The following is a 13,257-nucleotide window of genomic DNA, read 5'->3' as shown; positions in this document are numbered from 1 at the left end:
GCTCGGGCCGCACACGACGGTTCAGGCGTTGGGGGTGTTCAGGCGCGTTCGGGTGCGTTCCGGGGCGTTCGGGTGTCAGGGGCGGGCGGTGGGCTCGGCCTTGCCCGCGCCCCGGCCGCCGCCCGGACCGTCGTGCGGGCGGTCGCGCAGCGGCGTCAGGGTCCGCGCGCCGGGGAGGGTCAGCCGCGCGCAGCGGCACAGCGCGTTCCCGGCGCCGGCCTCGGCGAACACGGTCGCGCCGGCGGCGTGCACGGCGCGCAGCGCGGCCGGGAGCCGCACGGGCCTGACGATGCAGTCGGCCAGCGCGCGGTGCAGGTCGTCGCCGTCGCGGTAGGCGCGGCCCCGCACCGGGGAGTGCACGGGCAGCTCCAGCGGGCGCTGGGGGTAGCGGCGGATCATCGTGTACCACTCGTCGTCGGCGCCGGCCATCGCGGGATGGTGCGACAGGTAGGGGACGGCGAGCCGCACCGCCCGCACCCCCCGGGCGCGGGCGGCGTCCAGAACCCGCTCCAGGGGCCCCGCGGGACCGGCGAGGACGGTCGCGGACGGCGCGTTCAGGCTCGCGATCACGACCCGCGGCTCGGCGGCGGCGTCGATGGCGGCGCGGGCGCCGTCCTCGCCGTCCTCCAGCAGTCCCATGCCGCCGCCGCGGCCGCGGCGGGCGAGGACCCCGACGAGGCTGACGGCCATGCGGGCGCCGTCGGCGATCGCGAACGCGCCCGCGCCGACGAGCGCGGCGATCTCCCCGAAGCTCTGCCCGACGGCGTAGGCGGGCTGGACGCCGTTCGCGCGCAGCGCCCGGTCGGCGGCGACGGAGGCGGCGTATCCGGCCAGCTGGGCGACGCCGGGCGCGCGCGCCGCCGCGCGGTAGGCGGCGGGATCCTCCAGCAGGATCGCGCGCAGCGACGGCCAGCGGGTACGCGGCAGGCCTTCCTGGACGGCGTCCAGGACGTCGGCGACGGCGCGGGCGGCGCCGCGTCCGGTCCGGGCCAGCGCGGGCAGGTCGGGGGTCCCGGCCGAGCCGGTGCCGGCGTACAGGAAGGCGCACGCGTCGTCGGGTTTGAGCTCATCGGCCGGATTCGGATCAGAGAACACCGGGGGTCTCCTTACCTCGAAGGAAGGCTCTCTTCTCTATTCGGATAAAGGCCGCTTAGCTCATAGATATGGAACATAAACCCTGAAATGGGATTATTCACTCGTGGGATCGGTCTGGCAACCGTCGGTGGTGTGCGCACGTCACGCGCCCGCGGCGGCCCGGGGGCGGGCAGCGGAGCCGGCCGGACGGCCCGACCAGTGACGACCGGCGGCGACGCCGGCCGAGGGGAGCGAGAGATGATCCTGCCCGAGCGGCGCCCACGCCATCACCGGCCCGATTACGGACGGACGAATAGCGGCGAAAAAGGATGGTCGATACTGGGAACGGGGGCATATCTGCCCGTCCGGAAGGTGCGCAGCGAGGAGGTGTCGCGCGCGCTGGGCCTGGACCCGTCCTGGATCGAGCGCCGCACCGGCATCCGGCAGCGGCACGTCGCCGCGCCCGGGCAGGCCGCCTCCGACCTGGCCGCGGCCGCCGCCGGCCGCGCGCTGCGCGCCGCGGGCGTCACCGCCGCCGACGTCGGGCTGATCGTGCTCGGCACCTCCACGCCCGACGAGCTCGGCCCGTCCACCGCCTGCCGCGTGCAGGCGCTGCTGGGCGCGCGCCGCGCCGCCGCGTTCGACGTCTCCGCCGCCTGCACCGGGTTCGTCTACGGGCTGCAGGCCGCGCTCGGCTGGCTCGCCGCCCAGCGCGGGCCCACCCCGTACGCGCTGGTCATCGGCGTGGAGGTGTACTCGCGCTTCCTCAACGGCGACGACCGGGCCACCGCCGCGCTGTTCGGCGACGGCGCCGCGGCCGCGGTGATCGGGCCCGTCGCCGGGCCGTACGGGATCGGCCCGGTCACGCTCGGGTCGGACGGCTCGCGCGCCGGCGACGTGCTCATCCCCGCGGGCGGCAGCCGCTCCCCCGCCAGCGCCGGCACCCTCGCCGGGCTCGGTCACACCATCCACATGGACGGGCGGGCCGTGCGCGACTTCATCGCCGGGATCTTCCCGCGGCTGGTCGCCGAGGCGTCCGAGACCGCCGGGATCAAGCCCGCGGACCTGGCGCTGGTCGTCCCGCACCAGCCCAACCCGCGGCTGGTCGCCTCGCTGGCCGCCGAGGCCGGGCTGGAGGAGGCGCAGCTGGCGATCGCCGGGCACGACGTCGGCAACATCGGCGCGGCCAGCCTTCCCTACGCCCTGGACCGCGCCGTGCGGACGCGCCGGATCGCGGCCGGGGAGCTGGTCCTGCTCGCCGGGTTCGGCGCCGGCGTCACCTGGGGGCACGCCCTCATCACCTGGCCGCCGTCCCCCTGACCCCTGTTCATGCCTTGCAAGTTATATGCGAAGGAGGTTATGTTCGGTGGTGTGGCCGTCCGGTCGCGCGCCGGCCGCGCGCGGCCGGGCCGGAACGCGACCGAGGAAAGGCAGGGACGACACATGACCACCGACGACACCGGCAGCGGCACGGGCGGCACCGCACCGGACGGCGCCGCCGCGGACGGCACGGCCGTGCACCGGGACGGGCGCACGCTGCTGCGGTTCGAGCGCCGCCTGCGGCATCCGCCCGAGCGGGTCTGGCGGGCCCTGACCGACCCCGCCGAGCTGTCGGCGTGGCTCGCCGACGCCGACCTGGAACCCGCCGTGGGCGGCAAGTTCGAGCTGCGCTGGCTCAACGCCGCCGACCCCGCCGAGCGGCCCGTCGCGCGCGGCAGCGTCACCGCGTTCGACCCGCCGCGGCTGCTTGAGCTGGACTCCGACATCCACGGCCGGCTCCGCTGGGAGCTGGCCGCCGCACCCGAAGGGACGCATCTGGTGTTCACCAGCGACGTCCGGCTGCCCGGCGAGTACCTCGTCCAGACCATGGCGGGCTGGCACGTGCACCTGGACTACCTGGAGGAGGCCCTCGACGGCGCCCGCGTCGACTGGGCGAACTGGACCACCGGCCGCTGGCAGGTCCACCACGACCGCTACGCCGCCCGGCTCGGCGGCCTGGACGCCGTCCGCGACCTGTACCGGCGGATCCTGGACGGCTGGAACGCCCGCGACGGCCGCGCGTTCGCCGAGTCGTTCCGCGACGACGGCGTGTCGGTCGGGTTCGACGGCAGCCTGCACGCCGGCCGCGACGAGATCGCCGCGCGGATGGACGCGGTGTTCGCCGAGCACCCCACCGCCCGCTACGTCGCCGCGATCCGGGACGTGCGGCTGATCGGCCCGGGCGCCGCGGTGCTGCACGCCGTCGCCGGGATGGTCCCGCCGGGCTCCACCGACCTCGACCCCGACGCCAACGCCGTGCAGACCGTCACCGCCTCGCGGCTCCTGGACGAGTGGCGCGTCGCGCTCTTCCAGACCACTCCGGCCGCCTACCACGGCCGTCCGGGCGACGCGGCCGCGCTCACGGCCGAGCTGCGCGCCCTCCTCCCGCCGGAACAGCCCGACGCGTGACGTCCACGACGGTGGGGGGTCAGCGTCCGAGGGCGCGGCCCAGCGAGCGCAGGACCCGGCGGGACTCGGCGCGCCGGTCCCGGGCGACGGCGGCGAACACCACCGCGCCCCCGGCGGGCAGCAGGCTCCACACCGGCTCCAGCACCAGCAGCTGGGTCAGGACGGCGCCGCCCATCAGGGCGACCAGCCCGGCCGCGGCGAGCCCGGCCAGCCGCGGGACGACCAGGCCGACCGCGCCCGCGGCCTCGACGGCGCCGGTCGCGTACCGCAACCACTGCCCCCAGCCGATCTCGGTGAAGGTCTTCACGGCCTCGGCCTGCCCGGCGAACTTGGGCAGCGCGGAGGCGAAGAACAGGAACGCGGCCAGGAAGATCTGCAGGCCCCACAGCACCTTGCGCAGCACGGGCCGTCCCCCCGAGGAGGCGGCGGCGGGCGCGGTGGCGGTGAGGGTGTGGGCGGCGGTCATGGCGGTGGTCCTTCCGTGCGGTGTCTCATCGGCCTTTCACCGACGCGTCGCGCGGGCGCGCGCCGGATCGACATCCCGCCCGGATTTTCTTCACGTTTTTCTGGCGGGCGCATCAGCGCGGGCCGGAGGCGGTGAAGTCGGCTTCGACTCAGCGCAGGCCGGAGGCGGTGAAGTCGGCGGCGACGGCGGCCGCGGAGCGCACGAACGCCGCCAGCGCGCGGGACCGGGACGTCTCGGGCCACGCCAGCACCAGCGTGGTCGGGGCCGCGTCCCGCACCGGGACCGCCGTCAGGTCGTCGCGCAGCAGCCCGCGCACCGACGCGGGCAGCACCGCCACGGCGCGGCCCAGCGCGATGAGCTGCATCAGCTGACCGGCGTCGTGCACCCGCGGCCCGTCCGCTGCGCCGTCCGCCTGCTTGCCCGCGGGCCCACCCGGCGGGTCGGCCGGGTCGGGCGCGTTCGCGAGCCGCGGGCGGGGCTCGCCGTCCAGGTCGGCCAGTGACACCTCGGCGCGGCGCGCCAGCCGGTGCGCCTTCGGCAGGACGGCGACCTGGTCCTCCTCCAGCAGTTCCTCGGCGGCCAGGCCGGTGAGGTCCTGCCGCGGCGCGTAGAGCAGCGCGGCGTCGGCGCGGCCGTCGCGCAGCGCCTGCGCCGCCCCGTACCCGAACAGCATCTCCACCGGCAGCGCGCCGGGCTCGCGTTCGTAGGCGGCCAGGATCGCCGGGAGCAGCCCGCCGCCGTCCCCGCCGGGCTTCATCGCCAGGACGAGCCGCGGCCCGCCGTCCCCGGCCCGCCCGGCCCGCCGCGTCCGGCGCACCGCCGCGGTGACGGCGTCCAGCGCGGCGGCGCCCTCGGCCAGCAGCGTCTCCCCCGCCGGGGTGAGGGCGACCCTGCGGCTGGTGCGCTCCAGCAGCGTCACGCCGAGGCGGCGCTCCAGCCGGGCGATCGCCCGCGACAGCGGCGGCTGCGCGATGCCCAGCCGCTCGGCGGCCCGCCCGAAGTGCAACTCCCGCGCGACCGCCAGGAAGTAGGCGAGTTCCCGCGTCTCCACCACGTCCATACCGGCAGGGTATTGAACGGGGCCGGATCGGTGTTGGAGCGCGCGGCGCCGCCGGTGGTGTGCTGTGCGCATGGACGCATCCACCATCACGACGGCCCTGGTGACCGGGGCGAACAAGGGCATCGGCCGGGCCGTCGCCGAGGGCCTGGCCGGGCGCGGCATGACCGTGTTCATCGGGGCCCGCGACCCGGACCTGGGCGCGAAGGCGGCCGCGTCGCTGCGCACGGCGGGGCACGACGCCCGCGCCGTCGTCCTCGACGTCACCGACCCCGCCTCGGCCGGGGCGGCGGCCCGCGAGGTCGCGTCGTCGGCCGGGCGGCTGGACGTGCTGGTCAACAACGCCGGCGTCTCGGGCGGCGCGCTGCACCCGCCGGACGAGGCCGACCTCGACGTCGTGCGCCGCGTGTTCGACACCAACCTGTTCGGGGTGATCAGGGTGACCAACGCGATGCTGCCGCTGCTGCGCGAGTCGCCCGCGGCGCGGATCGTCAACGTCTCCAGCGGGACGGCCTCGATGACCCACATGACCGACCCGGGGCACTACTTCCGGGACCTGCCGGGCTCGGCCGCCTACCCGGCCTCGAAGGCGGCGCTGAACATGCTGACGATCCAGTACGCCAAACGGCTGCGGGCGGCGCGGATCCTGGTCAACGCCGCCGCGCCCGGCGCGTGCGCGACCGACTTCACCGCCGAGTTCACCCGCGCCACCGGACGGACGATCACGCGCACCGCCGAGCAGGGCGCCGCCATCGCGATCCGGCTCGCCACACTGGACGACGACGGCCCCACCGGCGGCTTCTTCGACGACGACGGCCCCGTCCCGTGGTGAGCCGTGTGCGTGGGTGAGCCGTCAGGCGCGGCTCGGCGCCTGGCCGGTGCCCGGGCGGACGCCGGTGCCGGTGCCAGCGGCGGGGTCGGGTGAGGGGCGGGGGTGGCGGGCGCGGACGGCGTCGATGCACACGTCGCGGGAGACCGGGCCGCCGAACCGCAGCCGGTCGTAGGCGGTGAACGGCGGCTCCAGGGCGTCCAGCTCGTCGACCAGGGCGTGCAGGCGGAGCGTCCACGCGGGTGTGCCCACGTCCGGATCGCCGATCCCGGAGCTGGACGCGGAGGCTGCGGCGGAGGCGGTCGCGGCGGTGATCGCGGTGACGAGGGCGTCCTTGCGCTGGATCGTCGCGGGCGACACCGTCCGCAGGCACACGTACTGTCCGCTGAGGTAGGCGGCCCATTCCCGCTCCCCCGCGGCGGGGTCGTCCCACTGCGCGACGAACCAGCCGTGCAGCGCGTCGGCGCCGCCGGCCCGGTCGGCGAGGGCGAACAGGTCGCGCGGGACCATCTCGGCGCCGTCGGAGCGCAGGTAGGAGGGCAGCGGGAGCCGGCCGTCCAGCATCGTCCGGCGGACGCCGGCGGGGTCGCGGCCGGCGGCGCGGCACACCTCCTCCAGGTCGGCGTACCAGGCGGTGGCGTAGGCGTCGTCGGCCGCCGACATCGGATGGTCGCCGTTGACCTCGCGGAACCGCTCGGCGAGCCGCGTCCTCAGGGTGGGGTCGTCCATGCGCCGACGCTAGCCCGAGGTCGTTTCGGCGCCCACCGAAACGTCCCCGCGTCGGGGTGCCGCGCGGGGCGTCGCGCGTTGGCGGTGGTCACCAGGGGGACAGCACGAGCGCCTGGACGGCCAGCGCCGTCGCCGCCTGCGCCGCCAGCCAGGCCCGGGCCGGGGGGCGGTGCAGCGACGCGGCGAGGGTGAGCCACGCGGCGAACGGCACCCAGATCCGCTCGACCTCGCCCCTGGTCACGCCGGAGGCGTCCAGGACGAGCACGCCCAGCAGCGCCGCCCCGGCCAGCGCCGCGACCCTCGCCGCCGGGGCCGCGGCACGCGCCCGTGCCGCGCGCCGCAGGGCCCCGGCGGCGTGGGGCAGCGCGTGCGCGACGGCCGGGCCGGTCAGCAGGCCCAGGACGGCCAGGTTCGCGGTGGCGAAGTAGGCGTAGGAGCGCTGCGCGGATCCGCGGCTGATCAGGTAGGTGTCCAGGGTGGCGCGGACGCCGTCCGGCCACCAGAACCCCAGCAGCGTGAACGCGACCGGCGCCGCCGCCAGCCCCGCCGCGGCGGCCGCGACCGTCCGCGCGCGCGGACGGGTCAGCGCCAGCACCGCCAGCGGCACCGCGAACAGCGGCAGCAGCCCGTAGCTCAGGTAGGGCAGGCAGCCCAGCAGCGCCCCGCCCGCGGCGGCGGCCCCGGCCGCCCGCACCCCGATCCGGCGGTGGTGGACGGCGATCGCGAGCAGCGCCGTGCCCCACGCGCCCGCGGCCAGGAACAACGCGTCCATCGCGGTCGCGACCCACAGCGCGAGCGGCGCCAGGACCAGGAACGGCACCGCCGCCCGCGCCGCCCGCTCACCGGCCAGGGCCCGCACGGTCACCGCGATCGCCGCGGCCGCGGACGTGCCCGCCGCGACCAGGAACGCCGCCGCCCAGCCGGTGCCGCCGAAACCGGCCGCCTCCAGCGCCCACAGGACCAGCGTCGGCAGCGGCGGATGCCCCCGCACGTGCGTGGTGTAGCCGCCGAGCCGCTCGGCGAAGGTGTCCACCCAGCCCAGGGGGTCGGGGCGCAGCTGCGCCAGGCCCGCCGGGTACTCGGTCGGGGCGTCCAGGGGGCGGGACAGCGCGTCCCAGCCGTCGGCGGCGGCGAGCGCGACCGTCCACGCCGCCGCGAACGCCCACGCGGCGGGCAGCAGAACCCGCCACGGCAGCCGCGCCGCCAGCACCGGCAGCGCGGCCACCCCGGCGGCCGCGACGGCCGCCGCGGGCAGCAGCCGCCACGTCGGCGGCCACGCCCGGGCGTGGGCGTGCAGCGGGGGCAGCGGGTCCTCGGTGGCCAGCCCGGCGCGGCGCAGGTACCAGCCGGCCGCGAACGCCGCCGCGATCCCGGCCGCCCACACCGCGACCGCCACCCGCCCGTGCCGCGAGCCCCGGCCTTCACCGGTGGCCGCGGCGCGGGCGCGCGCGTCGGTGAGGGTCACGTCCGTGGCCTCCGCGCGGCCCGGCGGGCGGCGACCGCGCGGACCGCGACCGCGACGGCGGCGGCCGCCGCGATCAGACCCAGCACGATCGCGAGGTTGCGTCCGTAGGGCAGCGGCAGCCGGGACGGCTCGTCCGCCCGCCGCCCGTACCCGAGGACCAGCGGCAGCGCCACCGCCGTCACACAGCCCGCGACGATCAGCGCCGCGCGGACGGCGCGGCGGGGTGCGGCGGGCAGCGGCCGGGTCGCCAGCCCCGCCGCGAGCACCACCGGGACCAGCACGCCGTCGTGCAGGACCGCCGCGCCCGCGAACCACGCCAGCCACGCGACGGCGTCGACGTGCAGGACGATCCCGCGCACGCCCACCGCGATCAGCGCCAGCCCCGCCCCGTACACGGCGATCTTCACAGGACCACCAGCCGGTGCACCCATTTGGTCTGCATGACCCCGGGCCGGTTGGGCGCGATCAGGCGGCACGGGTGCCCGTGGTCGAGGGTGAGCGGCTCGCCGGCCAGGTCCAGGGCGAGCAGGGTGAGCGGGTCGTGCCGGTGCGGCGGGTCGACCCGCGAGGTGCGGTAGATCCCGCCGCGCTGCAGCGACTCCACCCGGACCGGCGCGTCGTCGTCGGCGCCGGCCATGGCCAGCAGGTCCCGCAGCCGCACGCCCCGCCAGTCGGCCTCGGCGCTCCACCCCTCCACGCACGCGATCGGCAGCCGCGCCGAATGCTGCGGGAGGGCGCGCAGCCCGTCCAGGGTCAGGACGAGGTCCGCGCGGACCCGGCCGGTCACCGTCAGCCGCCAGCCGGGATCGCGGGCGGCTGCGGTCACCCCGGCGGCGGCCGCGGACTTGTTGACCGGCAGGCCCTGCGGCCCGAGGCCGGGGCGGCGCGGGGCCAGCACGGCCAGCCGCGCCAGCGGCGCGAACGCCTCCCCCGCGGTGACGGCCGCGATCACGCCGCTCGCGCCGGCGACGGTGAGCAGGAACGCGCGGCGCTCCACCGCGTCCTGCGGCCCCGTCATCACCGTGCTGCGCGTCGTCACCGTGCGGCGGGTCAGGACGGTGCGCCGCACCTTCGGCCACTGGTAGGCGGCGTGGATGAGCAGCGCCCCGATCACGATGTAGGCGGTCCAGTAGTGCGCGGTGGTGAACGGGAACCGGAACGCGTACCAGTAGGCGATGTTCAGCACCCCGGTCGCGAACTGGAACAGCGCCCCGCCGACCAGGACGAGCACCAGCACCCGCCGTGCCCCGTGCCCCGCCGACCGCACCGGCGGCCATTGCCACAGCTTCGGGTAGACGGTCCACAGTTTGGCCAGCAGCAGCGGCACGGTCGCCAGCCCGCCGATCACGTGGACGCCCTGGGTGACCCGGTACAGGTTCACCGGACGCGAGGGCCACTGCGCCCAGCCGGGCGGGTGCTGCATGAAGTGGGAGATCAGCCCGGTCGTGAACGCCGACAGGAAGCTGATCCCCAGCGCCAGGCCCAGCCATGCCGCGACCCGCTCGTCGTGCAGACGGCTGGTGAACCGTCCCGGCAGCCGCGCCAGCACCGCGAACAGCCCGGCCGGCGCCGCGAGCAGGCGCCTCAGCGCGCGGGGCGCAGGGCGACGAACCATCGGCCCGCATCCTCCCACACGTCGGTCACGGTCGCCGCGCACGCCGCGGCGAGTGCGGCGGCGGCGTCGGCGGGCACGTGCGCCCAGGCGAACCACTCGCCGACCGCGTGTCCCGACCGCAGCCGCAGCGGCTCCACGCGGGGCGCGGCGCCCGGCGGGTCCACCTCCGCCAGGACCCGGCCGCCGGGCGCCACCAGTGCCAGGACGCGGCGCAGCAGCGCGGCGGGGTCGCCGCCGATGCCGATGTTGCCGTCGGCGAGCAGCGCGGTGCGCCACCGCCCGGCGCCGGGGACGCGGCCGAACACGTCCCGGCACAGCGCCGGCCCGCCCGCCGCGACGGTCAGCGCGACCGCGGCCGGGGCCAGGTCGATGCCCAGCACCGGGACGCCGCGGCGGGCCAGCGCCACGGTGAGGCGGCCGGGCCCGGACCCGACGTCCAGGGTCGCGCCCTCGCAGCGGGCCAGCAGCCCGCGGTCGCCGGGCCGGTCGGCCGCCAGCCAGTCCTGGACGGGCAGCGGCCGGCGGCGCCCGTCGGCGTGCTCGATCTCGACGGGCGCGCGGCCCCGCAGCGCCTCCTCGTACAGTGCGCCGATCATGCCGGGACGGTCCTGACGCCGAGGTCGCGCACCGCGGCCGCGAACCGGGTCCCCTTCGCCGCGGCGGCGACGGCCGCTGCGTCGGCGGGGGTGTCGACGTCGGTGAGCTCGGGCAGCGCGGCGACGTCGAGCCGGGCGGCGCGCAGCCGCGCCAGCTGCGCCGCGCCGGTGCCGGGCCGCGACATCGGCACGCCGCGCAGCAGCGCGGGGGCGGGGCGCCGCAGCCCGAGCAGCCAGAACCCGCCGTCGGACGCCGGGCCGAACACCGCGTCACGGCGCCGCAGCGCCCGGCAGGCTGCGGCGAGCAGCGCGGGCGTGACCTGCGGGGTGTCCATCCCGATCAGCACCAGCGGACGGCCCGCCCACGCGTCGTCGAACGCGTGGGCCAGGCGCTCGTCGAGGCCGCCGCCGCGCTGCGCGGCCACGGCGAACCCGGCGGGCAGCCACGGCCCGGGCGCGCCGTCGAGCGCGAGGGTGCGGCGCCCGGCCGGGGCGGCGGCGACCGCGGCGAGGGTGTCGCGCAGCGCCGCCTCGGCCAGCGCGGCGGCCTCGGCGGGCGTGTACGCGGGCGTCAGCCGGGTCTTGACGCGGCCGGGCACCGGCTCCTTGGCGATGACGATCAGGTCCGCGTCCGGCGCGCCCGTCGGGGTGCGGCGCATGGGGCCGGTCATGGGGCCGGTCATGGCGCCGGTCATGGGGCCGGTCATGGGGCGATCTCCGTCAGGACGCGGCGCATGTCGCGGACGGCGCGGACCGTCCCGCCGAGCGTGCCGGTCACCTTCGAGGCGCCGGTGCGGGGCCGGTAGGCGACGTCGATCTCGCCGATCCGCCACCCGGCGCGGGCGGCGCGCAGCACCGTCTCCAGCGGGTAGCCGAACCGGCGGTCGGCGACGCCGAGCGCGAGCAGCGCGTCGCGGCGGGCGGCGCGCATCGGCCCGAGGTCGTGCAGGCGGGTGCCGGCGCGCCGGTTCAGCGACCGGGCCAGGACGGCGTTGCCGAGCCGGGCGTGCGGCGGCCACGCGCCCCGCCCGGACGGCCGCCGCCGCCCCAGCACCAGCCCCGGCACCGCCTCCGGCTGCGCGGGCGCCGGAGGGGGTGCCGGTTCCGGCGACGGCCCCTGCGCGCCGCCGGTCTGGAGGGCGGTCAGCGCCGCGACCAGGCGGGGCAGCTCGCCCGGGTCCAGGGACGCGTCGGCGTCCATGAAGCACACGACCTCGGTGCGGGCGGCCAGCAGCCCCCGGTGGCAGGCGGCGCCGAAGCCGCGGTCCGGCGCGGCGACGACGCGGGCGCCGTGGTCCGCGGCGACGCGCGCGGAGTCGTCGGTGGAGGCGTTGTCGACCACCAGCGGGCGGAACCCGGCGGGCATCCGGGACAGCACCCACGGCAGCGCCTCGGCCTCGTCGAGGCAGGGAAGAACCACATCGATCACAAGCCTGACGCTACTCTCGGTGACGGCCACGCGACCCTTACGAACCGGTGACGCGCCGCCGGGCGAACTCGGCCGTCCCGTCGGCGAACGTCACCGAGGCGCGGAATCCCAGCTCGCGGCGGGCCCGGTCGGGGCGCGCGACGATGTGGCGGACGTCCCCGAGCCGGTAACCGCCGGTGACGCGCGGCGCGGGCCCGCCGAACGCGGCCGACAGCGCGGCGGCCAGGTCGCCGATGGTGCGGGGCTCGCCGCTGGCGATGTTGTAGGCGCGCAGCCCGCCCGGCCTCAGCCCCGGCGTCACCGGTCCCGGCTCCGGCGGCGCGGGCGGGGTCGCCGGCCTCGGCCCGGCCGCGGCGTGCTCCAGGGCCAGGACGTTCGCCCGGGCGACGTCGCGGACGTGGACGAAGTCGCGGCGCTGCCCGCCGTCCTCGAACACCAGCGGCGCCTTCCCGTCCTCCAGCCGGGACCGGAAGATCGCCGCGACGCCCGCGTAGGGGGTGTCGCGCGGCATCCGCGGCCCGTACACGTTGTGGTACCGCAGCGCCGCGACCGTCCCGCCGGTCGCCCGCGCCCACGACGCCGCGAGGTGCTCCTGCGCGAGTTTGGTGTCGGCGTAGGCGTTGCGGGGGCCGGGCGGCGCGTCCTCGGCGACGGCGCCGGGGGCGAGGGGGCGGCCGCAGGCGGGGCAGGGCGGCTCGAACCGTCCCGCGCGCAGCGCGTCCTCCGGGCGGGGCCCTGGACGGACGTCGCCGTGCCGCCCGCAGGTGTAGGCGCCCTCCCCGTACACCACCATCGACGACGCCAGGACCAGCACGGCCACGCCCGCGCGGGCCATCTCGGCCAGCAGCACGGCGGTGCCCTGCACGTTGGCGGAGGCGTAGGCGGGCAGGTCGGACACGTCGACGCCGAGCCCGACCTTGGCGGCCTGGTGGCAGACGGCGTCCACGCCGTCCAGCGACCGCGCCACGGCGGCGGCGTCGCGGACGTCGGCGGCCGGACCGCCGAGCGCGTCGGGGCGCAGGTCCAGGCCGCGGACGCGGTGGCCGGCGCCGGTCAGGGCCTCGGCGATGTGCGAGCCGATGAAACCGGCCGACCCGGTGAGCAGCACGTTCATGCGACGAACGTAGGCCGCCGCGCGCGCCGCCGCCGGGAGGGACGGGCCCGGCGCGGCATCTCGTTCGGACCTCGTAAGGACTTCTTCGGTCCTTGTCACGATTTCAGCGTCGGCGGCGGCCCGCCCGGTGCAGGAGCGGGGCGAGGAGTGCGGCGGCCCGGTCGGCGTCGGCCTCGGTGGCGTTGAGGTGGAACGAGCAGCGCAGCCGTCCCGCCCGCACCGAGGCGATCACCCCGCCGGCGCGCAGCGTCTCGGCGGCGCCGTCCGGCACCTCCACCGACACGATCGCCGACCCCCCGGACGCCCCCTCAGCCGCCCCGCCGGACGATCCGCCGGACGATCCGCCGGACGATCCGCCGGACGATCCGCCGGACGATCCGCCGGACGGGCCGGTGGACGGGTCGTCGGGCGGTAGGTCGAGTGCGTCCCGGAAGC

At 77.8% G+C, this 13,257-nt stretch carries 14 protein-coding genes and 1 pseudogene; 3 read left to right on the top strand and 12 right to left on the bottom strand.

What is annotated here, in order from left to right:
* Window positions 1-75: 75 nt before the first annotated feature.
* Window positions 76-1,095: an ACP S-malonyltransferase gene (locus ACH34T_RS42975; protein WP_396026784.1), complete on the bottom strand. Its 1,020-nt coding sequence runs from the start codon at window positions 1,093-1,095 to the stop codon at window positions 76-78.
* Window positions 1,096-1,410: 315 nt separating this feature from the next.
* Here ACH34T_RS42975 and ACH34T_RS42970 point away from each other — a divergent pair, with 315 nt between their 5' ends.
* Complete coding sequence (locus ACH34T_RS42970; RefSeq protein ID WP_396026808.1) at window positions 1,411-2,394, top strand: 3-oxoacyl-ACP synthase III family protein; 984 nt, start codon at window positions 1,411-1,413, stop codon at window positions 2,392-2,394.
* Window positions 2,395-2,517: 123 nt separating this feature from the next.
* On the top strand, window positions 2,518-3,522 hold the full coding sequence (locus tag ACH34T_RS42965) for an SgcJ/EcaC family oxidoreductase (protein WP_396026783.1): 1,005 nt from the start codon (window positions 2,518-2,520) through the stop codon (window positions 3,520-3,522).
* A gap of 19 nt (window positions 3,523-3,541) precedes the next feature.
* Here ACH34T_RS42965 and ACH34T_RS42960 read toward each other — a convergent pair whose 3' ends face one another.
* Together ACH34T_RS42960 and ACH34T_RS42955 are read right to left on the bottom strand one after the other, a co-directional pair.
* Window positions 3,542-3,988, bottom strand: coding sequence for a DoxX family protein (locus ACH34T_RS42960; RefSeq protein WP_396026782.1), 447 nt, complete (start codon window positions 3,986-3,988; stop codon window positions 3,542-3,544).
* 148 nt (window positions 3,989-4,136) lie between these two features.
* On the bottom strand, window positions 4,137-5,048 hold the full coding sequence (locus ACH34T_RS42955) for a LysR family transcriptional regulator (protein ID WP_396026781.1): 912 nt from the start codon (window positions 5,046-5,048) through the stop codon (window positions 4,137-4,139).
* Between the two features lie 70 nt (window positions 5,049-5,118).
* On the opposite strand from ACH34T_RS42955, the gene ACH34T_RS42950 reads away from it, so the two are divergent.
* Entirely contained in the window at window positions 5,119-5,877 is a 759-nt protein-coding gene (locus ACH34T_RS42950; protein ID WP_396026780.1) for an SDR family oxidoreductase, read from the top strand.
* Window positions 5,878-5,898: 21 nt separating this feature from the next.
* Here the strand turns inward: ACH34T_RS42950 and ACH34T_RS42945 are convergent, their stop codons facing one another.
* From ACH34T_RS42945 to ACH34T_RS42905, 9 genes and pseudogenes are all read right to left on the bottom strand, one after another.
* Window positions 5,899-6,603: a DUF6058 family natural product biosynthesis protein gene (locus tag ACH34T_RS42945; protein WP_396026779.1), complete on the bottom strand. Its 705-nt coding sequence runs from the start codon at window positions 6,601-6,603 to the stop codon at window positions 5,899-5,901.
* Window positions 6,604-6,691: 88 nt separating this feature from the next.
* Window positions 6,692-8,068 (bottom strand): hypothetical protein, encoded by a 1,377-nt coding sequence (locus ACH34T_RS42940; RefSeq protein ID WP_396026778.1) that lies wholly within the window; start codon window positions 8,066-8,068, stop codon window positions 6,692-6,694.
* Window positions 8,065-8,475 carry a hypothetical protein gene (locus ACH34T_RS42935; RefSeq protein ID WP_396026777.1) on the bottom strand — a complete coding sequence of 137 codons (411 nt, stop codon included), beginning with the start codon at window positions 8,473-8,475 and terminating at the stop codon, window positions 8,065-8,067. The genes ACH34T_RS42940 and ACH34T_RS42935 overlap by 4 nt, the downstream gene beginning before the upstream one ends.
* Window positions 8,472-9,683, bottom strand: coding sequence for a molybdopterin-dependent oxidoreductase (locus ACH34T_RS42930; RefSeq protein WP_396026776.1), 1,212 nt, complete (start codon window positions 9,681-9,683; stop codon window positions 8,472-8,474). The genes ACH34T_RS42935 and ACH34T_RS42930 overlap by 4 nt, the downstream gene beginning before the upstream one ends.
* A complete protein-coding gene (locus ACH34T_RS42925; RefSeq protein WP_396026775.1) occupies window positions 9,653-10,279 on the bottom strand; it encodes a class I SAM-dependent methyltransferase in 627 nt (208 codons plus the stop codon). The genes ACH34T_RS42930 and ACH34T_RS42925 overlap by 31 nt, the downstream gene beginning before the upstream one ends.
* Entirely contained in the window at window positions 10,276-10,986 is a 711-nt protein-coding gene (locus ACH34T_RS42920; protein ID WP_396026774.1) for a TIGR04282 family arsenosugar biosynthesis glycosyltransferase, read from the bottom strand. The genes ACH34T_RS42925 and ACH34T_RS42920 overlap by 4 nt, the downstream gene beginning before the upstream one ends.
* Window positions 10,983-11,708, bottom strand: coding sequence for a glycosyltransferase family 2 protein (locus ACH34T_RS42915; RefSeq protein ID WP_396026773.1), 726 nt, complete (start codon window positions 11,706-11,708; stop codon window positions 10,983-10,985). The genes ACH34T_RS42920 and ACH34T_RS42915 overlap by 4 nt, the downstream gene beginning before the upstream one ends.
* 37 nt (window positions 11,709-11,745) lie before the next feature.
* Complete coding sequence (locus ACH34T_RS42910) at window positions 11,746-12,822, bottom strand: NAD-dependent epimerase/dehydratase family protein (protein ID WP_396026772.1); 1,077 nt, start codon at window positions 12,820-12,822, stop codon at window positions 11,746-11,748.
* Window positions 12,823-12,925: 103 nt separating this feature from the next.
* A pseudogene (locus ACH34T_RS42905) lies at window positions 12,926-13,257 on the bottom strand (hypothetical protein); the annotation flags it as partial.

Source organism: Actinomadura sp. 9N215, assembly GCF_044326345.1.
GTDB lineage: Bacteria > Actinomycetota > Actinomycetes > Streptosporangiales > Streptosporangiaceae > Spirillospora.
Note: the sequence above shows the minus strand (reverse complement) of the source record. Positions and strands in the feature narration are given on the sequence as shown.

What these genes read in the sequence shown, in the direction of transcription:
- ACH34T_RS42945 (WP_396026779.1), bottom strand. Translation starts at nt 6,603, where the DNA reads ATGGACGACCCCACCCTGAGGACGCGGCTCGCCGAGCGGTTCCGCGAG.
- ACH34T_RS42955 (WP_396026781.1), bottom strand. Translation starts at nt 5,048, where the DNA reads ATGGACGTGGTGGAGACGCGGGAACTCGCCTACTTCCTGGCGGTCGCG.
- ACH34T_RS42925 (WP_396026775.1), bottom strand. Translation starts at nt 10,279, where the DNA reads ATGATCGGCGCACTGTACGAGGAGGCGCTGCGGGGCCGCGCGCCCGTC.
- ACH34T_RS42930 (WP_396026776.1), bottom strand. Translation starts at nt 9,683, where the DNA reads ATGGTTCGTCGCCCTGCGCCCCGCGCGCTGAGGCGCCTGCTCGCGGCG.
- ACH34T_RS42960 (WP_396026782.1), bottom strand. Translation starts at nt 3,988, where the DNA reads ATGACCGCCGCCCACACCCTCACCGCCACCGCGCCCGCCGCCGCCTCC.
- ACH34T_RS42950 (WP_396026780.1), top strand. Translation starts at nt 5,119, where the DNA reads ATGGACGCATCCACCATCACGACGGCCCTGGTGACCGGGGCGAACAAG.
- ACH34T_RS42920 (WP_396026774.1), bottom strand. Translation starts at nt 10,986, where the DNA reads ATGACCGGCCCCATGACCGGCGCCATGACCGGCCCCATGACCGGCCCC.
- ACH34T_RS42965 (WP_396026783.1), top strand. Translation starts at nt 2,518, where the DNA reads ATGACCACCGACGACACCGGCAGCGGCACGGGCGGCACCGCACCGGAC.
- ACH34T_RS42910 (WP_396026772.1), bottom strand. Translation starts at nt 12,822, where the DNA reads ATGAACGTGCTGCTCACCGGGTCGGCCGGTTTCATCGGCTCGCACATC.